Origin of the sequence: Microcella sp., from assembly GCF_019739195.1 — a bacterium.
GTDB lineage: Bacteria > Actinomycetota > Actinomycetes > Actinomycetales > Microbacteriaceae > Microcella.
In genome coordinates, this window is sequence record NZ_JAHHDS010000003.1 from 297,504 (window position 1) to 318,807 (window position 21,304).

Annotated in this window: 21 protein-coding genes and 2 tRNA genes; 2 read left to right on the forward strand and 21 right to left on the reverse strand. The window is 68.9% G+C overall.

Annotated features, from left to right (window positions below):
- Position 1: 1 nt before the first annotated feature.
- From KL788_RS03130 to KL788_RS03155, 6 genes are all read right to left on the reverse strand, one after another.
- Positions 2 to 1,624 carry a bifunctional 3'-5' exonuclease/DNA polymerase gene (locus KL788_RS03130; protein WP_293168406.1) on the reverse strand — a complete coding sequence of 541 codons (1,623 nt, stop codon included), beginning with the start codon at positions 1,622 to 1,624 and terminating at the stop codon, positions 2 to 4.
- Between the two features lie 155 nt (positions 1,625 to 1,779).
- Complete coding sequence (locus KL788_RS03135) at positions 1,780 to 2,610, reverse strand: DUF1684 domain-containing protein (RefSeq protein WP_293168407.1); 831 nt, start codon at positions 2,608 to 2,610, stop codon at positions 1,780 to 1,782.
- 78 nt (positions 2,611 to 2,688) lie between these two features.
- Positions 2,689 to 3,426, reverse strand: a complete 738-nt coding sequence (locus KL788_RS03140) for a hypothetical protein (protein ID WP_293168408.1) — start codon at positions 3,424 to 3,426, stop codon at positions 2,689 to 2,691.
- A 33-nt stretch (positions 3,427 to 3,459) separates the two neighbouring features.
- A tRNA-Ile gene (locus KL788_RS03145) sits at positions 3,460 to 3,533 on the reverse strand.
- Between the two features lie 53 nt (positions 3,534 to 3,586).
- Positions 3,587 to 4,822 carry a glycosyltransferase gene (locus KL788_RS03150; protein ID WP_293168409.1) on the reverse strand — a complete coding sequence of 412 codons (1,236 nt, stop codon included), beginning with the start codon at positions 4,820 to 4,822 and terminating at the stop codon, positions 3,587 to 3,589.
- Positions 4,823 to 4,935: 113 nt separating this feature from the next.
- A complete protein-coding gene (locus KL788_RS03155) occupies positions 4,936 to 5,853 on the reverse strand; it encodes a DMT family transporter (protein ID WP_293168411.1) in 918 nt (305 codons plus the stop codon).
- Between the two features lie 40 nt (positions 5,854 to 5,893).
- Between KL788_RS03155 and def the strand changes: the two genes are divergently transcribed.
- Positions 5,894 to 6,460, forward strand: coding sequence for a peptide deformylase (gene def / locus KL788_RS03160; protein WP_293168413.1), 567 nt, complete (start codon positions 5,894 to 5,896; stop codon positions 6,458 to 6,460).
- Between the two features lie 26 nt (positions 6,461 to 6,486).
- Here def and KL788_RS03165 read toward each other — a convergent pair whose 3' ends face one another.
- The 11 genes from KL788_RS03165 to KL788_RS03215 all read right to left on the reverse strand — a co-directional run bounded on the left by KL788_RS03165 (position 6,487) and on the right by KL788_RS03215 (position 16,452).
- Positions 6,487 to 6,798, reverse strand: a complete 312-nt coding sequence (locus tag KL788_RS03165) for an AzlD domain-containing protein (protein WP_293168415.1) — start codon at positions 6,796 to 6,798, stop codon at positions 6,487 to 6,489.
- Complete coding sequence (locus KL788_RS03170; RefSeq protein ID WP_293173127.1) at positions 6,795 to 7,514, reverse strand: AzlC family ABC transporter permease; 720 nt, start codon at positions 7,512 to 7,514, stop codon at positions 6,795 to 6,797. Before KL788_RS03170 ends, KL788_RS03165 begins: the two co-directional genes overlap by 4 nt.
- Complete coding sequence (locus tag KL788_RS03175) at positions 7,498 to 7,902, reverse strand: response regulator (protein WP_293168417.1); 405 nt, start codon at positions 7,900 to 7,902, stop codon at positions 7,498 to 7,500. The genes KL788_RS03170 and KL788_RS03175 overlap by 17 nt, the downstream gene beginning before the upstream one ends.
- Positions 7,899 to 8,807: a sensor histidine kinase gene (locus KL788_RS03180; protein ID WP_293168419.1), complete on the reverse strand. Its 909-nt coding sequence runs from the start codon at positions 8,805 to 8,807 to the stop codon at positions 7,899 to 7,901. Before KL788_RS03180 ends, KL788_RS03175 begins: the two co-directional genes overlap by 4 nt.
- Positions 8,808 to 8,898: 91 nt before the next feature.
- Positions 8,899 to 8,974, reverse strand: a tRNA-Asn gene (locus KL788_RS03185).
- 52 nt (positions 8,975 to 9,026) lie between these two features.
- Positions 9,027 to 10,079 carry a D-isomer specific 2-hydroxyacid dehydrogenase family protein gene (locus KL788_RS03190; RefSeq protein ID WP_293168421.1) on the reverse strand — a complete coding sequence of 351 codons (1,053 nt, stop codon included), beginning with the start codon at positions 10,077 to 10,079 and terminating at the stop codon, positions 9,027 to 9,029.
- A 43-nt stretch (positions 10,080 to 10,122) separates the two neighbouring features.
- On the reverse strand, positions 10,123 to 10,920 hold the full coding sequence (locus KL788_RS03195) for an ATP-binding cassette domain-containing protein (RefSeq protein ID WP_293168423.1): 798 nt from the start codon (positions 10,918 to 10,920) through the stop codon (positions 10,123 to 10,125).
- Between the two features lie 66 nt (positions 10,921 to 10,986).
- A complete protein-coding gene (dnaG, locus tag KL788_RS03200) occupies positions 10,987 to 12,918 on the reverse strand; it encodes a DNA primase (RefSeq protein ID WP_293168425.1) in 1,932 nt (643 codons plus the stop codon).
- A gap of 37 nt (positions 12,919 to 12,955) precedes the next feature.
- Positions 12,956 to 14,206: a deoxyguanosinetriphosphate triphosphohydrolase gene (locus tag KL788_RS03205; RefSeq protein ID WP_428846128.1), complete on the reverse strand. Its 1,251-nt coding sequence runs from the start codon at positions 14,204 to 14,206 to the stop codon at positions 12,956 to 12,958.
- Entirely contained in the window at positions 14,190 to 15,356 is a 1,167-nt protein-coding gene (dusB, locus tag KL788_RS03210) for a tRNA dihydrouridine synthase DusB (RefSeq protein WP_293168427.1), read from the reverse strand. Before dusB ends, KL788_RS03205 begins: the two co-directional genes overlap by 17 nt.
- A 37-nt stretch (positions 15,357 to 15,393) precedes the next feature.
- Positions 15,394 to 16,452, reverse strand: coding sequence for a Gfo/Idh/MocA family oxidoreductase (locus tag KL788_RS03215; protein ID WP_293168429.1), 1,059 nt, complete (start codon positions 16,450 to 16,452; stop codon positions 15,394 to 15,396).
- A gap of 28 nt (positions 16,453 to 16,480) precedes the next feature.
- On the opposite strand from KL788_RS03215, the gene KL788_RS03220 reads away from it, so the two are divergent.
- Positions 16,481 to 16,966: an aminoacyl-tRNA deacylase gene (locus KL788_RS03220; RefSeq protein WP_293168431.1), complete on the forward strand. Its 486-nt coding sequence runs from the start codon at positions 16,481 to 16,483 to the stop codon at positions 16,964 to 16,966.
- Between the two features lie 257 nt (positions 16,967 to 17,223).
- Here KL788_RS03220 and KL788_RS03225 read toward each other — a convergent pair whose 3' ends face one another.
- The 4 genes from KL788_RS03225 to KL788_RS03240 form a co-directional block, all read right to left on the reverse strand.
- The gene (locus KL788_RS03225; RefSeq protein ID WP_293168433.1) at positions 17,224 to 17,883 is read right to left on the reverse strand and encodes a DsbA family oxidoreductase; all 660 of its coding nucleotides are present in this window, start codon (positions 17,881 to 17,883) and stop codon (positions 17,224 to 17,226) included.
- A gap of 27 nt (positions 17,884 to 17,910) precedes the next feature.
- A complete protein-coding gene (locus tag KL788_RS03230) occupies positions 17,911 to 18,915 on the reverse strand; it encodes a hypothetical protein (RefSeq protein WP_293168435.1) in 1,005 nt (334 codons plus the stop codon).
- 239 nt (positions 18,916 to 19,154) lie between these two features.
- On the reverse strand, positions 19,155 to 20,540 hold the full coding sequence (locus KL788_RS03235) for a glycine--tRNA ligase (protein ID WP_293168436.1): 1,386 nt from the start codon (positions 20,538 to 20,540) through the stop codon (positions 19,155 to 19,157).
- 98 nt (positions 20,541 to 20,638) lie between these two features.
- Complete coding sequence (locus tag KL788_RS03240; RefSeq protein WP_293168438.1) at positions 20,639 to 21,277, reverse strand: hypothetical protein; 639 nt, start codon at positions 21,275 to 21,277, stop codon at positions 20,639 to 20,641.
- Positions 21,278 to 21,304: the final 27 nt, after the last annotated feature.

The following is a 21,304-nucleotide window of genomic DNA, read 5'->3' on the forward strand; positions in this document are numbered from 1 at the left end:
GCTACTTGGCGTCGCTGTAACGGTCGACGGTCGCGACGGTCACGGGAAACGTGACCGCCGTCTCGCCGAACACCAGCCGACCAGCATCACTGGCCGCCTCCTGCAACACCCGCGCCACCTCGTCGACGTGCTCGCGCGGGCTGTGCACGATCAGCTCGTCGTGCACGAAGAACACGAGGTGCGGCTGCTCGGTCAGAGCGCTGCCGTCAACCCTCCACAGCCGACGGCGAACCCCGGCCATCCATGCCAGCGCCCACTCGGCGGCTGTGCCCTGCACGACGAAATTGCGGGTGAAGCGGCCCCACGAGCGGGCGGCCGAGCGTGCGCTGCGCACCTCGGTCTCGGCGGCGCCCTCCGAACCGGCCTCCGCTTGCCGCTCGCGCCATGACGAGGGCGGCAACGGCGAGGTACGCCCGAGCCGAGTGCGCACGCGTTCGCCGCGCTCCCCCGCTCGTGCAGCGTTCTCGACGAAGCCGATGGCCTGCGGAAACGATCGCGCGAGACGAGGCAGCACCTGCGCGCTGACACCCGTCGTGCCGCCGTACATCGCGCCGAGCATGCCGACTTTCGCGTGCTCGCGTGACGGCACCGCCCCCGTGGCGACGATGCCCGCGTAGAGGTCTTCGCCCGCACCGGCGCGGGCCATCGCCGCATCGCCCGAGAGCGCCGCCAGAATGCGGGGCTCGAGCTGCGACGCGTCGGCGACGACGAGCGCCCAGCCCTCGTCGGCCTGCACCGCCGGTCGCACCTGTTTTGGCAGCTGCAGCGCGCCCCCTCCGTCAGAGGCCCATCGCCCGGTGACGACGCCGCCCGGAACGAAAGTCGGCCTGAACCTGCCGTCGTGCACCCATTCGTCGAGCCAGTTCCAGCCGTTCGCGGTGTGCAGGCGACTGAGCGTCTTGTAGCGCAGCAGCGGGTCGATAGCGGGGTGGTCGAGCCGCTTCAGCTCGGACGACCGCGTAGAAGCCACCTCGAGGCCCGCACGCCGCAGCGCGGCGACGAGCGCGGGGGGCGAGTCGATCGGCACCGGGCCCACGTCGAGCAGCCGTTCGACCTCGGCCGCCAGAGCATCGAGGGCTGCCGGGCGGCGGCCAGGTGTCGGGCGCGTTCCGAGCGCCTCCGTGAGCAGCGCGTCGTGCGCTGCGGCATTCCACGGCAGACCTGCGTGCTGCATCTCGGCTGCGGTGAGAGCACCCGCCGACTCGGCGGCCGCGAGCAGTGACAGTCGAGCGGGGTCAGGATGCACGGCGATCGAGGCTTGCTGCCGCGCCCACTCGGCGGAGGCGATCACCGTTGAGCGAGCATCCGTCTCATCCTCGACCTCGAAGAGCGTGTCGGAGCGCGCAGGCATCGGCGCGCGCCCCCACTCCCTGCGCGGCGCCGTGCCGGCGATGCTCGCCAGCAGGGCATCGACGAGCCGTAGGTCGTGACACCGCTCAAGGCGCACGCCGGCCACGAGCAGCGGCGGGTACCACTGCGCGGTGTCGGTCCAGACCCAGCGCGGATGCTCAGCCTCGCGTTCGGCGAGAACCGATGCCAGCCGAGTCTCGGGCACGAGGGTCTCTGAGCCGTCGTCGTCGATGAGTGCGACCACGTGGCCGCGCCGCTCGACGACGATGTGCATGACCTCAGTCTGCCGCCCCGCTCCGACCCTTCGCGTCTCCACAACTCAGGAGAAACGTCGCCGCGACCAGCGCGACACGCCGAACCCGCCCCGCGACGGCGTGTCGAGCACGCGCGACTCCTGAATTGTGGAGACACGCGCGGCGCGTGCGGTGGCTAGTGCAAGAGGGAGCCGTCGGCGGCGAGCACATTCTTCTCGCCGGCCTCGACGCGGAACGGGAAGCGGTTCTGCTTCGGCGGCAGCGGGCAGTTGAAGGCGTAGCTGAAGGCGCAGGGTGGCAGAATCGCGGTGTTGAAGTCGAGCGTGATCGAGCCATCGGGGTTCGGCGCCAAGAAGAGGAACCTGCCGACGCTGTAGGTGTCGTCACCGTTCGTCGCGTCAGCAAAGACAAGCTGCAGCGCACGCCCCGACTTGAACGCCGCGATGTCGTACTCGACGCCGTCGTGCGTGAAGCGGATCTCGCCCGGCACCACCTCGCCCCGCGTCTTGCCGTCGTCTTTCAGGTGCTCGAAGCCGACGACCGTGCCGCCCTCGATTTCGCGAAAAGTGCCCGTGATCACCCACGCGGGGTCGTAGTCGAAGGCGTCGATGCCGCCGAAGTTCTGGATGCCTTCGCTCTGGGCATCCCAGACCCTCAAGGCGTACTGGCCGTCGTCGCCTGCGATGACGAAACCGGTGGTGTGATCGTTGAACACGATCGTGCTCGGGTTCGGGTCGTCTTTACCCCGCACGTGCACCGTTCCGTCGACGAGCTCGCCGTCCACGTGAATGCCCTCGGCGGCCGCGGCCGTCACGAGAAGGCCGCCCTCTCCCGCAGGTGCGGGTGCCCACCGACCGGGCACGCCCCAGATGGTCTGCTCGTCGCCGACCCATTGGGTGTTGACGAGCGCGAGGGGGCCCTGCGGCTGCGCGGCGGCCAGTGCGCGACGCTCGCGGAAGACGGCGTACCGCTCTGCGGGGGTCGAGGGGGCGGCGGTCTCGGTCATGTCATCCATCCTGTCGGCTTCAGCGAATGCAACGAGCGTCGGCGCGCGGTGATTCCCGACACCCGTCGACGACGCCAGCTAGAGAATCGCCGACGGGCGCGCAAGCCCGACGGCGAGCACCAGAAGCGCGATGCCGTTGGCGACCGACAGAGTCGAGTGCAGCAGTGCGACCCGCTGCGGAGACGAGAGTCCGAGCTGCCATCGACGCTCAACCCACCACGCGAGGGCCGTGATGAGCAGGACGCCTACGGTGAGCACGCGCACGATCGGCGCCGGGGGCGCGCCTGCGACCAGCGCGACGACCTGGTACAGCGCGATGATGCCCCACGGCACGACCGCGAGCCCGGCTGCGAAGCTGAATGGCCAACGGGCGCGTAGCCGGTCGTCGGACTCGCGGGCCTGCAACCAGAGCAACCCCGCCGCGCCGCCCCCGAAGGCGTAGACGAGAATCAGGGCACCCGCCTCGGCGACCCCGTTGAGCTGCGCGACGAGAAACAGCGTGATACCCGAAGCCTGAGCGAACGCGACCAGCTGCAGCAGCCGCGACCGCGCTCCGCCGCCCGCGGCACTGAGCGCCAGTGTTGCGTGCGCCGCGGCGCCGATGAGCATCACGACGGCGGCAGCCGCCGCGAAGTCAACGCGGGCGAAATTTCCGACTGAGGCGCCGACGGGAACCGACAGGGCAACGGGCAGCAGGATTGAGGCCTGCGCAACGGCCAACGCTCCGAGCGCGATCGCGACCACGAGGTGGGCGGCGGCCGACACCGCGTGCACTGTTCGAGTGCTGACCTGAACGGCGGTGAGATTCGACGACACGGTGGCTCCTTCCGGCGGCCCTCAAGGTGTTCGTAGGGCGGACGGGACTTGAACCCGTGACCGATGGATTATGAGTCCACTGCTCTAACCAGCTGAGCTACCGCCCCGCGCCCCGCGGCATGCGGCGCAGGGTCACTCTATCGAGTGCTATCGCGTGACTTCAGGGCGCCACGGCGTCGGCGGCGTCGTCGACCGGGTCGATGACCTCTTCGCCCCGGTAGAGCGCCTCGAAGGTGTCGAGCGTGCGGTTGATGTCATGGCTCTGCACGATGCGCAAGCTCTCGCGCTTGAGCTCGAGCAGCTCATCATGCGGCATGGTGAACACGCGCGTCAACAGCTCGGTGAACTGCTCGACATTGCCAGGCTCGTAGAGATAGCCGTTCTCGCCGTCGTGGATCAGGTGCGGCAGCGCCATCGCGTTGGCCCCGATGACGGGCAACCCCGAAGCCATGGCCTCCATCGTCGCAATCGACTGCAATTCCGCTCGCGACGGCATCGCAAAGACGGATGCTCGCGTCAGTTGCTGTTTCAAATAGTCTTCGGGCGCGTGGCCGGCGAAGTGCACGCGGTGGGCGATGCCGAGGTGCGAGGCGAGCTTCTCGAGCGCAGGGCGCTGCTCGCCGTCACCGATGATCTCGACCTTCACATCGAGCGCGGGGTCGAGCGCGGCGGCAGCCCGCAGCAGCTCTTCGATGTGCTTCTCGGCTTCGACGCGGCCGAGGAAGAGCACAACGTTCTCAGTGCGGGGCGCCATGTTGGGCGTGTAGTGCTCGATGTGCAGGCCGCAGCTGATGGGGTGCACCTCGCGCAGCTCGGTGTAGCGCTCGAGGTAGTCGGCGGCTTTTCGCGTCGGCGTCGTGACCGCTTCGGCGAGACCGAAGGTGCGCGCGGCGGCCTTCCACGCCATGCGGATCGCGGGTTCGCGCAGCCCGCCGATGAACGGCGTGAATTGCAGCGCGTTCTCGGGCATGAAGTGGTTGGTGCCGATGACGCGAATACCGCGCTTCACGGCCTCGCGGGCGAGCCCTCGACCGACGACGATGTGCGACTGGAAGTGCACGACGTCGGGCTTGACCTCGTCGAGAATGCGCGCGGCATTCTGCTCGATGCGCCACGGCAGCGCGTAGCGCAACCACGGGTGCGGCCGCCAGCGCCACGAGCGCAACCGGTGCACCATCATGGGCTGACCTTCGTGCACCTCGATGCTCGAGCGGTTGGGGCCGTCGACGAATCCGGGGGCGACGATGTGCACGTCGTGGCCGCGTTCGACCAAACCTGCGGCGAGCCGCTCGGCAAACTTGGCGGCACCGTTGACGTCGGGGCCGAAGGTGTCGCCGCCGATCAAGACGCGCAGCGGCGGGTGGGAGTCTTCTGCAGGATGCGGGGCATCGGGCACGATGGGGGTGGTCCTTGCTTCTCGATGGTGGGCGACGACGCGCCGGGGACACGAGGAATACCTTTCGCCTACGCTACCGCAGGCGCGTGCCGACGGAAGCGTTCACCGCGCGGTCAGCGGTGCTTCTGCGGGTGATGCTTGGCGAGCTGGATGACGCCAAAGATCGCCACGACGCCCGCGATCACCGCGGTGATCATGAACGCGAGCGGAATGAAGGCGGCCTCGCCGAGCACGATGACGCCGATGAGCACGGCGACGAGCGGGTCGATGACCGTCAGCCCCGCGATGACCAGGTCGGGTGACCCGACCGAGTAGGCGGTCTGCACGAAGTAGCTGCCGAGGGCGGTCGACGCAATGAGCGCCACGATGGCCACGACGGTCAGCCACTCGAAGTTGCCGTTGATGATGCGGTTGATGACGACCTTGGCGAGGGTGGCGACGAAGCCGAACAGCACACCGGCCCCGACGATGTAGAACATGGCCCCGACCAATCGTCGGGCGAAGGCGAACGCTAGGCCGAATCCCGTCGTGATGACGGCGAGAATTCCGAGCACGATGAGCAATTGTGTCTCGGTGATCTCTTGCTCGACTGCGTAGACGGCGGCGATCGCGACGAAGATTCCAACGCCCGTCACGCACATGGCGATGGCGCGGATAGCGTGCCGATCGAGACGGATGCTCGACACTCGAGCGTTGACAATGGCCGTGATGACGAGCGCCACGACCCCGAGCGGCTGCACCACGATGAGGGGCGCGAACACCAGACTGGTGAGCTGCAGCAGAATCGCGAGCCCGAGCATGACGGTGCCGATGACCCATGACGGCCGCGCGAGCAAATGCAGCAGTTGTCGTACGCTCAGCCCGGCCCGCGAGCCGTCGCCGTGGCTCGATTCGACCTTCGAGACGCCTCGGTGCTGAAACTGAGCGCCGAGAGCCAGGAAAACGGCCCCGACGAGCGCGATAGGAATGCCGATCGACTGGTACGGGGTAAGCGTGATCTGCTCGGTCACATCAGCAAGGTCGACCAGCACCCGGTCAATCTACCCCCAGCAGGGTCGATATTCTGGTCGAATGGCCGTGCTTCCGATTGTCATCACCGGCGAGCCCGTGCTGCACACGCGGGCGACCGAGGTGAGTGCGATCGACGACGCCCTGCGCCAATTGGTCGGCGACATGCTCGACACGATGGCAGCAGCGCCCGGGGTCGGCCTCGCCGCCCCGCAGGTCGGGGTCGATGCGCGGGTGTTCGTGTACGACTACACCGATGACGATGATGTGCGCTGGCACGGGGTCGCCATCAATCCCCAACTGCTGATCAGTCCGCCTCCGCTCGGCGAGCCCGATGATGTCGACGATTCGGAGGGCTGCCTCTCGGTGCCGGGCGAGCGGTTTCCGCTCAGGCGATCCGACCGAGCGGTGCTGCGCGCGACTGACCTCGAGGGCGTCGACTTTGAGATCGAAGCGACGGGATGGGTCGCCCGCATCTTCCAGCACGAGTTCGATCATCTCGACGGCGTGCTCTACGTCGACCGCCTGGTGCACCCGCACAGCAAGGCCGCCGTGAAGGCCGTGCGCAAGCGGTCGTGGGGTGTGCCCGGCCAGAGCTGGCTGCCCGGTCGAGACGACCTCGAGGGCTGAGTCGAGCCGACGTCGAGGGCTGGTCGCTACGACCAGCCGACCGCCCGCAGCACGGCCGCACAGGCCGCCGCGGCGATGATCACGAGCACGAACGGCACCTTCAGCGCGAACAGGCCTGCGGCGACCAAGACCGCGGGTAGCCGCGCATCCAGCGCGAGCCCCTGGCCGATACCGGCGGTCTGCACGACGATGAGCGCCGCCAGCAGCGCGACAGTCGTGAGCTCGGCCGTGCGCGCAGCGCGCGGGGATTCGAGAAGTCTCGGCGGCACGAGGTAGCCGAGTAGCTTGATCGCCAGCACCAAGATCGACGCCAGAAGAATGATCTGCCAGGTCGTCATGGCCGCTCCCCCGTCCCGTCGAGCACCTCGGCGGACCGAGCTCCAAACAGGTTGGTCAACCCGACCACGACTGCCACGGCAGCCGCGACGAGCACGGGCACACCCTGCGGCAGCACCGGGATGAGCGCAGTCGCGACCACAGCTGCTCCCACTGCGACGGCGATCGGCTGCAGAGCTGTCAGCCGGGGCCACAGCAAGCCGAGGAAGGCCGCCGCGGCGGCCGCATCCAGCCCCCACTGCCGCACGTCACCCAGCTGGTCGCCCAGTAGCGCACCGAGCAGGGTCGTGAGGTTCCAGCCCACGTAGATCAGTGTTCCCGTGGCCCAGAAGCCGATGCGCTGGCTCTCGAGCGTCGGCTGCGCGGTGGCGACAGCGGTCGACTCGTCGATCGTGAGATGACCGGCGAGCAGCCGCTTCGCCCACCCCGGCCCGATGATGGGCGAGACCCGGATCGCGTAGAGCCCGTTGCGAAGGCCGAGCAGAGCAGCGCCGGCGACCGCGGCGGGCCCGGCCGCGGTGCCGCCCGAAGCGATGACGCCGATGAGTGCGAACTGCGAGCCTCCCGAGAACATCACGAGGCTCAGCACGCAGGTCTGGAGAATATCGAGGCCGGCGGCGACAGACAGCGCGCCGAACGAGATGCCGTACGCCGAGACGGCGAGGGCGACCGCGAGGGATGCGCGCCAGGCCGCCCGGCGCTCAGCCTCGGCGGCCATCGACCGCGGCGGCCGCGGCACGCACGATCTCGAGCAACGACTCGGGGTCGATGTCTTTGTGCACGACGGCGAACACTCCGGCGCGAGCGGCCTCGGCCACGTGATCGTCGAGGTCAAGGGCGGTCGCGAGTACAATGCGCGGCGCCGGCCCGAGTTCGCTGACGGTTTGATCAGTAGTGATGCGCTCGCTCGCGACGAGCCCGTTGACGCGCGGCATGTGCAGGTCGATGAGCACGACATCGGTCGGCGTGCGCCGCACGAGAGCGAGCGCACGGGCACCGTCGCCCGCTTCACCGACGATGGCGATGTCGGCCTGCGACTCGAGCACCATGCGCCAGCCTGCGCGCTGGTGGCGCGAGTCATCGGCGATCAGCACAGAGATCGTCACGAGCGCTCGCGCTTCGCCCCGGCTGGTCGACTGTCGAACCGCAGCGCCGGAAAGACCGCGGAGAGCGAGAAGCCAACCCCCGGCACGGTCGATGCTGTGAGGATGCCGCCGTAGAGCTCGGCGCGCGCGCGCATCTCGCTGATGCCGCGACCCGTCGGCTCGACCGTGAGGGCGGCGAGGTCGTCATCGATCGTGTACGCCACGACGCTCGCGTCGTTCGGGTCGAGGCCGTCGCGTCGCGCTGACGCCCTGATGCCGTCGTCGTCGACGCGCACGTGCAGGCCGTCGTCGCTCCAGGTGAAGCTGACGCGCACCTGCGTGCCGGGCCCGCCGTAGCTGAGCGTATTCGAGAGGGCTTCTTGCAGTATGCGGTAGATCGCGAGCTCGGCGCCGTGCTTGAGGTCGAACGGCTCACCCGACTCTTCGAACACCACGTCGAGGCCCGAGTCGCGCATGACGGCGAAAAGCTCGCGCGTCGAGCCAAGGCGCGGGTGCGGCGCGGCACTCGCCTCGCCTTCGCGCACGAGCGCCATGATGCGACGCAGATCGCCGAGCGTCGCGCGCGCCGACTCGGCAATCACCTCGGTGCTGCGTGCCGCCGCGCTCGGATCGAGAGTCGCCGCGTACCGCGCCCCGTCGGCCTGGCTGATCATGACCGAGAGCGCGTGCACCGAGACCTCGTGCAGCTCTCGGATGATGCGCAGCCGACCGGTCTGCTCGGCGAGCGACAGCTCGAGGTCGATGCGCTGCCGCTCTGCGGCGGCCCGGTCGAAGCTCGAGCGTCGTGCACGCGACCGTGCCCGCAGCCAGGCGACGAGCAGCACAAGCGCGATGACGACGAGGGCGCCGCCGATCGACAGCACGATCACTGCCTGCATCGGGTTCGCGAACTCCCAGACATTCATCGTGACCAGTCCTCCTCTGCCGAGCCTAGTGAGCGCGCCTCGACGAGCGCACGCGCCGCTGGCGCGGGTACGCGGCGAACGAGAGGAGCAGTGGCTCCCCGACTTGGACTCGAACCAAGAACCTGCCGGTTAACAGCCGGCTGCTCTGCCAATTGAGCTATCGAGGATCGCTGAAACAGCACCCCTAACTTAGCAGAACCGCAGGGGCGCCTTGCGCGCTCAGTACCCCGCACCGGGGTCGACGATGCCTAAGAACCGGCCATCGGTCGCGAAGCCTCGCACGTTCTCGGTGATGCGCCGGGCCAGCAGCGGAGCCGTCATCTCGGGGGTGTCGGCCGAATGCGAGGTGATGAGGCACCGCGGCTCTGCCCAGAGCGGGTGATCGTCGCCGAGCGGTTCGGGGCTCGTCACATCGAGGCCCGCACCGAGCAACTGCTCAGAGCGCAGCGCTGCGACCAGGGCATCCTGATCGATGAGAGCGCCCCGCGCGATGTTGACGAGCGCCGCGGTCGGCTTCATGAGAGCGAGCTCGGGTGCGCCGATGAGCGAACGGCTCTGCTCGGTCGACGCGGCCGCGAGAATCACGACGTCGGCGGTCGGCAGCACGTCGTGCAGAGCGTCGACCGTCACCGTGCGATCGGCGCCTGCCAACGGAGCATCGGTGCGCCGTACGGCTGTGATGGTCACGCGGTACGGCTCGAGCAGGCGCACGATCTCGGCGGCGATGCCGCCGGCTCCGACGATGACGACGTGGCGCCCGTAGAGCGAGAGGCCCGTGCGCACGGGCGACCACCGCGCCGCGCGCGCCTTCGGAGCGAGCTCGCGCAAGACGGCCTGTGCGAGGGCGACCGCATGCTCGGCCACGGGCTCGCTGTAGGCGCCCTTGGCGCTCGTGAACAGCGGGCCTGAGCCGTCGGCATACCGCGCCAGCACCGAGGCGAAGCCGTCGACGCCCGCCCAGGGCAGCTGAACCCAGCCGATGCCGGGGTGAGCATCGAGAATGCTCGAGAGCTCGTCGGCGCGCTTCTCGCTCAGCCAGACCAGTCCGCGGGTCTCGGAGTCGAGCGCGCCCGGAGTGACGCCGCCCGCTCGCACTGCGTCGATGAAGAAGCGCGAAGCCTCGGGCAGCACGGCGATCGGCCCGGGTTCGGGCCGGCGAGCAGGCACCGTACCCTGGCCCGACACCGGGTCGCGGTGCTGATCGATGAGCTCGAAGTCGGCGTCAGAGGCGAAGGTCGCTGACTGCGACATGCGGTCGGGCTCGGTCGGCATGGGATGCTCCTCGGCAGTGTTCAGCGCCGCCCGTCGGGCAGGCTCAGGTTCGGGCCAGCTCGGCGAGGCGGTGCACGTAGGGGTGAGCGGGGTCGCCCAGCACGTCGTCGATCGCGCCCATGCCGACGATCGTGCCTCGGTGCAGCACCGCGAGGCGATGCGACAGCCGCCGCACTTCGCCGATCTCGCTGCTGACGACGAAGGCGGCGAAACCGCGGCGGCGCTGCACTTCGGCCAAGTGGCCGAGAATGGTGCCTCGCACGGTCGCGTCGATGCCTGCCGTGGCCTCGTCGGCCACGAGCAACTCAGGGTCGAGTACGAGAGCGCGCGCGATGGCGACCCGCTGCCGCTGACCGCGGCTGAGTTCGTAGGGGTACTTCGGAATCGTCGCCAAGGTGAGGTGCATCGCGTCGATCGCCTCGGCGACGATGCCGCCCGCGAGCTTCTTCGACAGCTTGGGGTCACGCTGGAAGAGCGGCACAGCCACGTTCTCACCGACCGTCAGGTGAGGATCGAGCACGGCACCGGCGTCTTGCGGCACGTAGCCGACGCGCAGAGCGAGCTCGTCATCGTGGTGAGTGCGCAGGTGCCGCACGTCGATGCCGAGCACCTCAAGGGCCCCACCGGCGATCTCGACGCCGCGATCGACGCTGCGCGAGGTGAAGCCCGCGATGGCCTGGGCGAGAGTGCTCTTGCCGCTGCCCGAGTCGCCCACCACCGCGAGGGTCTCGCCGGGAGCGATGTCGAGGCTCACACCGGTGATCGCCGGCACAGAACGGCGCCCGAGGCCTCCGCGATAGCGCAGCGTCAGGTCGCGAGCGCGCACAGCCGAGTCAGTCATCAGGTCGAGCCTACTCGGCGCCGACTGCGGCGAGCATCGGGCTCGAGCACCCCACAGCCTCGGTGCTCAATCGCCTCTGACCTTTCGTCTTTCAGCCTCGACCTCGACGAGCTGCTGCTGCAGGGCGCGATGCCGCTCGGGGTCGTCGGCGGCGTCGGTGCGCTGCAGCGCGCCGAGCAGCTCAGTCTTGCGCCGCAGCAGGTCGCGGTCGATGAGCGAGGTCGTCACGCCCGCGCAGTATTCGGCGGTGCGGCCGTCACGCACGGGCAGCGGAGCGATCGCCAACTGCGTCACGAGCGGGCGGAACGCCGGCGGCGCCTCTTCGGCGACGCTTCTCGCCCACTCCGGCGTGGCGTAAGCCTCTAGAGCCGCGAGCACGGCGTCACGCACGGTCGCGAGCGCGGGCTGAGTGAAGGTCGTGTGCAGAGCGCGCTTCGCCGTCTCGATCGGAATCTCGCCCGGGTGCTGCAGCAGTGCCATGAGCAGTTCGCGCTCGAGCCGCGTCACCGGGTCGGTCGGCAGCTGCGCGATGCCGATGGTCGGCACCGACTCGGCCGCCATGGCCGCGGCAGCGTCTCCTGCGGCGATCGGGGCGCCGCCGGGTGCGGTCTCTGCCCCGCCCTGCGGGCCGCGACCCGCGGATGCTGCGCTCGAGCCGCGCGCGGGTGCGCGTCGCGCGGCCCGCACGGCCTGGGCGACCTCCGTAGGTTCCATGCCGATCCACCCCGCGAGCGTGCGGGTGTAGCCGATCGACAGCGACTCGTCGCGAATGCCCGCGACGATGGGCGCCGTGGCCCGCAGAGCCGCAACCCGCCCTTCGACGGTCTCGAGGTCGAGCGCGTCAAGCTGCCGGCGCACCATGAACTCGTACATGGGCTTGCGGCTCTGGATGAGCATGCGCACCGCATCGTCACCGCGCTTCAGACGCAGGTCGCACGGGTCGAGCCCGTCGGGTGCGACGGCGACGTAGGTCTGCGCGGCGAAGCGCTGCTCGTCGGCGAAGGCGCGGCTGGCCGCCTTCTGGCCTGCCTCATCGGGGTCGAAGGTGAAGACCACCTCGCCGAGGCCGTGCGAGTCGCGATTGTCGACGTCGCCCATCACCCGGCGGATGATCGTGATGTGATCGGCGCCGAAAGCCGTGCCGCAGGTCGCGACTGCGGTCGTCACCCCGGCGAGATGGCAGGCCATGACATCGGTGTAGCCCTCGACGACGACGACCTGCTTGCCTCGGGCAATGTCGCGCTTGGCAAGGTCGAGTCCGTAGAGCACCTTCGACTTGCTGTAGACCGGCGTCTCGGGGGTGTTGAGGTACTTGGGGCCGTTGTCGCTCTCGAGCAGCTTGCGCGCGCCGAAGCCGAGCGTCTGCCCGGTGACGTCTTTGATCGGCCAGACCAGGCGGCCACGGAAGCGGTCGTACGGCTTGCGGTCGCCCTGACCCTGCAGCCCCGAGGCGAGCAGCTCTTCAGGCGTGAACCCGAGCCCGCGCAGGTGCTCGCCCATCGCGTCGTACGAGTTCGGGGCGAAGCCGACCGAGAACCGCTCAGCGGCGTGCGAGTCGAAGCCGCGCTCGCCCAAGAACTGCCGGGCAGGTTCCGCGGCCGCTGTGCCGAGTTGCTCGCGGAAGAACTGCTCGGCGGCCGCGTTGGCGGCGAGCAGGCGGCTGCGGTTGCCCTGGTCGGCGGCCTTCGCGCCGTCTTCGTAGTGCAGCTCGTAGCCCAGCCGACCCGCGAGGCGCTCGACCGCCTCAGAGAAGGTGACGTGATCCATCTTCTGCAGGAAGGTGAAGACGTCGCCGCCCTCCCCGCAGCCGAAGCAGTGGTAGAAACCCACCTGCGGCCGCACGTGAAAACTCGGGCTGCGCTCGTCGTGGAACGGGCAGAGGCCCTTCATCGACCCGACGCCAGCACTCTTGAGCGTCACGTAGTCGCCGACGACATCGGCGAGATTCGTGCGCGACCTGACTTCGTCGATGTCGCTGCGTCGGATCAGGCCTGCCACAGGGCCGATTCTAGGCCCGGGGTGCTGGCCGCGATTCTCAGCCGATGAATCGCTCGTGCCAGATCATCGCGCCCTGGTCGGTGAGGGAGGCGACCTGGTCGACGATCACTCGGCGTCGTGCGGCGTCGTCGGGTGCGGCCGCAAAATCGTCGGCGAACGGGCGATCAAGGGTGCCGGGGCCTGCCTGCCAGAGTGCGTCGGCGAGCTCGACGAGCAGCTTGCGCTGGCGGGCGTAGAGCGGCTGGCGTGCGTTCGTCGACATCACGAGCGTGCCGACGATGCCCTTGAGCACGGCGATCTCTGCCCGCGTCTCTCGAGGAACGATCACGGTGCCGCCGAAACGAGCGAGCGAAACTGAGGGATGCGCCGCGCGCGTCGCGTGCACCGCCTCGTGCGCGAATCGCCCGATCAGGCGGCTCGTGAGGTTCTTCAGGCCCGCGAGGTCTCGGCGCGAGCCGCTCCAGTTGCTCACCCAGGTGTCGATGGCCGCCAGCCGTTCGAACGCCTCCTCGAGCTCGTCGAGGGTGACGGCGTCGCCGCTCCAGTGCTGCACGCCGGCGAGCAGCGCGTCGTGCTCGCCGCGCGAAGCGATGAGCGCAGCATCCATGAGTCCGCCGACGATCGCGTCTTCGAAGTCGTGCACGCTGTAGGCGATGTCGTCGCTCAGATCCATGACCTGCGCCTCGATGCTCGGCACACCGACGGGCGCCCCCTCGCGCATCCACTCGAAGGCCCCACGGTCGTCGTCGTAGACGCCGAACTTGCTGCGGCCGCTCGGGTCGTCGACACCGTCTTCGCGCGGCCACGGGTACTTGCAGCTCGCGTCGAGGCTCGCCCGCGTCAGATTGAGGCCATAGGTGGCGCCGTCGGGGCCCATGACCTTGGGCTCGATGCGCGTGAGCAAGCGCAGCGTCTGCGCGTTGCCTTCGAAGCCGCCGATGTCGCTCGCCCACTCGGCGAGAGCGCCCTCGCCGTTGTGTCCGAACGGGGGGTGGCCGAGGTCGTGCGCGAGGCAGGCCGTGTCGACGACGTCGGGGTCGAGACCGAGCGCCGTCGCGAGCTCGCGCCCCACCTGGGCGACCTCGAGCGAGTGCGTGAGGCGGTTGCGCGCGAAGTCGACACCTGTCGTCGGGCTCAGCACCTGAGTCTTGGCGGCGAGCCGGCGCAGAGCGCTCGAGTGCAGCAGGCGCGCACGATCACGGGCGAAGTGCCCGCGATTGGTCGAGTGAACCTCGGGCAGTCGCCGCTCGGCGTCGCGCTCGGTGTACAGGTCAGCCTCCGCTGTGATGAAGTTCGGCAGCCGTCACTTCGGCGCGGCTCGCGCCCGTGAGATCGCGGCTCTCGAGCCAGCGGTCGGGCAGCGACGGCTTCTTCGGGGTGCCGGCACGACCACGCTGACCCTCTGCTGCCTCGCCCGGGTACGGTGCGTTGCGGTCAAGCTCACCCAGCAGGTCGTCCATGTGCTGCAAGCTCTCGACAGCGGCGAGGCGGGCGCGCAGCTCGCCGCCGACGGCGTAGCCCTTGAAGTACCAGGCGACGTGCTTGCGAATATCGCGGCAGGCCTTCGCCTCGTCGTCGAAGAACTCGACGAGCAGCTCGGCGTGGCGGCGGAACGCGTCGGCGACCTCGCCGAGGCCGGGCTGGATGCGCACATGCCGGTCAGTGAACGCGGCCGAGAGATCGCCGAACAGCCACGGGCGACCCAGGCAGCCCCGCCCGACGACGATGCCGTCGCAGCCCGATTGCTCGACCATGCGCAGGGCGTCTTCGGCCGACCAGATGTCACCGTTGCCGAGCACGGGGATGCTCGTGATCGATTCCTTGAGCTTTCCGATCGCATCCCAGTCGGCGTTGCCCGAGTAAAAATCGGCCGCCGTGCGCGCGTGCAGGGCCACGGCGGCGACCCCCGCGCCCTCGGCGGCCTTTGCGGCCTCGAGATAGGTCAAGTGATCGGCGTCGATGCCCTTGCGCATCTTGACCGTCACGGGAATGTCGCCCGCAGCCTTCACGGTCGCCTCGACGATGCTCCTGAAATGGTTGAGCTTCCAGGGCAGGGCGGCTCCCCCGCCTTTGCGGGTGACCTTGGGCACGGGGCATCCGAAATTCATGTCGATGTGATCGGCAAGACCCTCACCCGCAAGGAACGCCGCTGCCTCGCCTGCCGTCGTCGGGTCGACGCTGTAGAGCTGGATGCTGCGCACCGTCTCGCTCTCGTGGTGCGTGATGAGGCGCAGGCTCTCGGGAGTGCGCTCGACCAGCGCGCGACTCGTGATCATCTCGCTGACGTACAGACCCGCACCGTACTCGCGGCACAGCCGTCGGAACGCCGTGTTCGTGATGCCCGCCATCGGCGCGAGCACGACGGGAACGCTCAGCGGGATCGGGCCGATGCTGAGCGGTGCTGTCGCGGGTGCGGCGGGCAGGGTGGCGGTAGACATGGTGCGTCTATTCTCCCAGGTCGCGCTGAAGCCCGCGTCAGTGCCTGTTCAGTGCGTGAGCCTGCTCGATGATGCGCACGGTCTCGAGCGCGTGGCGAGCATCCACCGGAACCGGCGCACCATCGCGGATGCTCGCCGCGACCTGCTCGTAGAAGTCGGGGTATGCGCCCTGCTCGGTGGGTACGGGCGTCAGCGGCTGCTCGCCGTTGTCGACGCCGAGCAGGCCCCACTCGGCCTTCGGGGTCTCGCCGTAGCCTTCGCTGCCGGGCCAGCGGCCAACCTTGAGATCGGGCTCTTGCCCGTCAAGGCCGTAGACGCTGTAGCCGCTCTCGTCACCGAGCACGCGGAAGCGCGGTCCGCTCTGCGCAGCGACGCGGCTCATCGTGAGGTGGCTGCGCACGCCACTGTCGTGCCGCAGCGAGATGAACGCGTCATCTTCGCTGCCGAGGCCCTCGCGCACGGCGCGAAGTTCGGCGACCTCGAGTGTCGCGGGGCCGAAGAGCGTGAGCGCCTGATCGATGAGGTGACTGCCGAGGTCGAAGAGGATTCCGCCGCCCTGCGCCGGGCTGATCTGGCCCTGCCACTGGTCGCGCTTGGGCGCGCCGAAGCGCTCGAAGGTCGACTCGAAGCGGTGCACCCTGCCGAGCGCGCCCGTGTTCACGAGCTTCGTGACGGTGCGGAAGTCGCCGTCCCAGCGCCGGTTCTGGAACACCGTGAGCGGTCGCTTCGCTGCATCGGCGGCGGCGATGATCGCCTCGGCGTCGGCGACCGTCGGCACGAAAGGCTTGTCGATGACGACGGCAGCGCCGGCCTCGAGCGCCGCCACGGCCTGCTCGCGGTGAACGTGCGGCGGCGACGCGAGCACGATGAGGTCGAGGTCGGCGGCCTGCTCGAGGAGAGCATCCGTCGTCATGATCGCGGCATCGGGATGCGCGGCCGACGCCTGCGCCGCACGGTCGGCGTCGCTCGTCGCGATGGCCGCGATCGTGAACGCCGGATTCGTGGCGAGGAAGGGGGCGTGGAAGACTCGACCTGCGAGTCCGAAGCCGATGATGCCTGCCCTGAGAGGTGCGTCGCGGGGTGCGCTGGAGGTCATGGACTCAGCCTACGTGCGAGGAGAACACATGGTGGAGCTCACGGGTCGCGAACGCGTGGCCGCCGACGCCGCAGCGCGCGGGCTCGCCGTCGAGTTCATCGAACGGACGCGCGCCTCGTCGCTCGAGGAGGCCGCGACGATACTCGGCATCACCCCGGCCGACATCGTGAAATCGCTCGTCGTCAAGCGCAGTGACGGCACTTTTCTCTTCGCGCTGATTCCCGGTGACCGGCAGATCTCGTGGCCGAAGCTGCGCGCGCTCGTCGGCGTGAACAAGCTGCAGCTGCCGTCGCCGGAGCTCGCGCTCTCAGCGACGGGGTACGAGCGCGGCACCATCACGCCGCTCGGGTCGACGACCGCGTGGCCTGTGTATGCCGATGCGGGCATGGCCGGGCGGCGCGTGTCGATGGGCGCGGGCGAGCACGGTTACTCGCTGTTCGTCGACGCCGACGAGCTGCTCGCGGCCCTCTCAGCCGTGGTTGCCGACATCAGCGAGCCACTCGCGCCGCGCTAACCCCGCGCTCGTATCCACAATTCAGGAGACGAGCGCGTGCGGAGGGACGTGGGAGCGCTCGCACGGCGTGTCGCGCGGCTGGGGTTGCAGCAACTCCTGAATTGTGGAGATCGGCCGCGTTCGTCGACGCGGACGGCTTGCCTACTCGGGGGCCGCAGAGTTCGCCGGATCGGCGGGCATCAGGCAGGCGTCGCCCTCGCACGCATCGGCAGCGGGGTCGCCGAGCATCGCGAAGGGCTTCGGCGCAGCATCCGTCGTCATGACGCGTCGGCCGTCTCGCGTTCGGCGGCCGCCTGCCGCAGCGCGGCCAGGAACGTCGCGCTATCTTGCGCTCCCGAGATGCCGTACTTCTCGTCGATGACGAAGAACGGCACGCCCTGGATGCCGTACGCGACTGCTTGCGCCATGTCAACCTTCACGTCGGGCAAGTAGGTGTGCTCGGCAAGGGCTGTGGCCGCGGCGCTCTGGTCGAGACCGACCTCGGCCGCGAGCTCGACGAGGTCGTCAGCACGGCCGATGTGGCGGCCATCGGTGAAGTACGCGCGCAGCAGGCGCTCTTTGAGCTCGATCTGCAAGCCGTATGCCTTCGCGAAGTGCAGCAGTTCGTGGGCGAGCACGGTGTTGGTCTGGTGAATACGGTCGTAGTGATACTCGAGGCCCACCGACTCGGCGATGCCGCTGACGCGATCGACCATCTGCTGCGCTTGGTCGGGGCTGATGCCTTTTCGCTGGCTCAAATAGTCGACGGGCGAGCCCTCGAAGTCGACCGGGGTGTCGGGCGCGAGCTCGAAGCTGCGGTAGGTCACCTGAACGTCGCCCTCGAACTGCTCGACCGCGGCCTCGAACTTGCGCTTGCCGATGTAGCACCAGGGGCACTGCACGTCGGACCAGATTTGCACGCCGATCGGATTGCTCATGCTGAGCCCAACGTCGCGCTGGGCCGGTTATTCCCTCTGTTTCCCTCGCGCAGTCCGTCGGCGTCTCCACAATTCAGGAGCCGCGCGCGGTCGCAGGCCCGGGGGCGCGCTCTCACGGCGTGTCGCGGGGCGTCTGACCTGCGCGACTCCTGAATTGTGGAGATCGACGAGGATGCCGCGCTCGCGCAGCGCGCGCACCGCAGCATCCTGCACCTCGGGCCAGTGGCCGAAGACGCGCCGAGCGCTCGGCCGCACCGCGTGTAGCCCGACCCGGGTGATGGCCAAGTCGCGCGCGCGATCTTCTTCGAACGAGTCGCGATGGAACTCGTCGCCGTCGACTTCGACAGCCACCGCACCCTCGAGCACGAGGTCGATTCGCTCGAGGCCGTCGGCGAACGCGACCTGAGTGCTGACCTGCACGCCCGCGGCTCGCAGGCGCGTGCGCGCCAGACTTTCGGGCAACGAGTCGCAGTCGTCGGTGCTCGCGTCGACCAGCCAGCGGCGCGGCCCGAGCCGCTCGCGCAGCGCGGCGAGCTCGATGCGGTCAAGCCGGCCTGTGCGACGCACCCAGTCGAGTACCGCGATGGCTTGTTCGGCGGTCGCGGTGCGGCAGACCAGCTCGACGGCCTCGGAAAGTTCGACCATGCCTGTCGACGAGCCCCGATCGTGCGCGAGGCTCACCCAGTGCACGACGACGTTGTCGTCTCGAGCATCCGCCCGGCGAAGATCGCGTCGCCACTGGTTGCGCAGGCGCGCAGCGTTGGTCGGCACGGCGACATGCAGCGGATGCCGGTCGAGCACCCAGCCGCCGAGCGCGGCGACCGCGCTGATGCCGGTGAGCCTGCCGCCGACGCGCATGGCCCGAAAACGTGGATCTCGCTCGGGCCACGTCGAGTACCAACCCCGTCGCGGCCGGTTGAGCGCGCCGGCCTTGAGCGCCCGGCGCAGATCGTGGTCGGTGGCGCCGAGCTCATGCAACCGGCGCCGGTCGAGGGCGCCGCCGTGACGGGCGACGAGGTGTACAGCATCCATCGCCGCAGGGTGGCGCAGTGCCGGGCCGCCCGAGCGTCGGCGTCACCGAGTCGTGAGTGGCAGCTCGACAGGTTCTCCTGTGAGGGACGCCCCGGCCTCGGCCGGCCTCCACAATTCAGGAGCGGGTCACGTCTGTGAGGCGCGACACGCCGACACAGGGTCGTGGATGCCCTCCCGCGCGCCGCGACTCCTGAATTGTGGAGACCGGGCTCGGGTCGACGGGGTTGTCGGCGCGCAGGTTACGAGCCGAGCAGCTCGCCGGCCAGGTACGCCTCGAGTTTGTCGAGCGGGATGCGTTCTTGCGCCATCGTGTCGCGCTCGCGCACCGTGACGGCCTGGTCGTCAAGGGTGTCGAAGTCGACCGTGATGCAGAACGGCGTGCCAATCTCGTCTTGGCGGCGGTATCGCCGGCCGATCGCGCCGGCGTCGTCGAAGTCGACGTTCCAGTGCTGGCGCAGCCGGTCGGCGAGCTCGCGTGCCACGGGCGAGAGCTGCTCGTTGCGCGAGAGCGGCAGCACGGCGGCCTTGATCGGCGCGAGGCGGCGGTCGAGCCGCAGCACCGTGCGCTTGTCGACGCCGCCCTTGGTGTTGGGTGCTTCATCTTCGTAGTACGCGTCGACGAGGAAGGCCATGAGCGAACGGGTGAGGCCCGCGGCCGGCTCGATGACGTACGGCACCCAGCGCTCTTCTTTGCTCTGGTCGAAGTACGACAGGTCGACGCCCGAGTGCTCGCTGTGCGTCTTCAGGTCGAAGTCGGTGCGGTTGGCGACGCCCTCGAGCTCGCCGAACTCCGAACCGGTGAAACCGAAGCGGTACTCGATGTCGACGGTGCGCTTCGAGTAGTGCGAGAGCTTCTCTTGCGCGTGCTCGTAGAGGCGCAGGTTCTCGGGGTCTATGCCGAGATCGATGTACCACTGCAGCCGCGTGTCGATCCAGTATTGGTGCCACTCTTCATCAGTGCCGGGCTCAACGAAGAACTCCATCTCCATCTGCTCGAACTCTCGAGTGCGGAAGATGAAATTGCCGGGCGTGATCTCGTTGCGGAACGACTTTCCGATCTGGCCGATGCCGAACGGAGGCTTCATGCGGGCCGCGTTGAGCACGTTCACGAAGTTGACGAAGATGCCCTGGGCGGTCTCGGGGCGTAGGTAGTGCATCCCGGATTCCTCCTCGACCGGGCCGAGGAACGTCTTAAGCAGCCCCGAGAACTCTTTCGGCTCGGTCCACTGCCCGCGCGTGCCGCAGTTGACACACGCGATGTCGGCGAGACCGTTCTCGGGAGCGCGGCCCTTTTTCTCTTCGTACTCTTCTTCGAGGTGGTCGGCGCGGTAGCGCTTGTGGCAGCTCAGGCACTCGACGAGCGGGTCGCTGAAGACGTCGACGTGGCCGGAGGCCTCCCACACGCGCTTGGGCAGGATGACGCTGGAGTCGAGCCCGACGACATCGTCGCGGCGGGTCACCATCGAGCGCCACCACTGGCGCTTAATGTTCTCCTTCAGTTCGACGCCCAGGGGCCCGTAGTCCCAGGCCGAACGCGAACCACCGTAGATCTCACCGGCCTGAAAGACGAAGCCGCGCCGCTTGGCGAGCGCGATGACGGTGTCGAGCCGGGATGGGGCAGCCACGAGGGAGTCTCCTGTTCTGGCCGAGCTGGATGCCCGGCGCCGAGTAGCACGTAAGCGTGAAGTCTACTGAGCGCCGGGCGTGCCTCCGCGCGGGCGACTCAGCCGCAGTTGGCCGCCAGCACGAACTCGCCCTCGTGAGGGTTCTCGGCACCGGGGAGCCCTGCGAGAGTGCCCCGGGCGCTGATGTCGGATCCGACGATGCGAATCATCGGATCCGGTCCGTCACCGCGGAACCACTCCGTGCTGCCATCCTCATCTCCGCCGTTCTGGGCATTAGAGATGTCGTTCAGCTCGCGACCGCCGGTTCCGCCGATGTGCGTCACCTGAACGAGTTCTTCCTCATAGTTGAATCCCAGGTCGGGGCCGATGCCGCGACGCAGCGAGAGCTCGGTGCGCCCGTATGCGGTGTCACCCTGCACGATGAACTGCACAGTCTCGGCGCCCTCGCGCTCGTCGGCGGTGCACTCGACGCCGGCGAAGTCGAGTCGCTCGCCCGCGATCTCAATGTAGGCGGTGCCCGCCGCAGCGGGCTCGACTGCATCGTGCAGGCTGTCGGCCTCAAGACTGTCGAGGCCACCGCCCGTGGCAGACTCGCCGTTCGCGTTCGTCTCGGTGGACTCGGTCTCTTCAATCGCCTGGCCGGGCTCGTCGGTCGACGCTGACTCGGGACTGCACCCGACCAGCAGCAGCGCTGTTGCTAGGGTCGTTGACACGGTGATGAGGCTCTTGAACGCCACGATCTCACTCTCCAGAAGGGTTCTCGT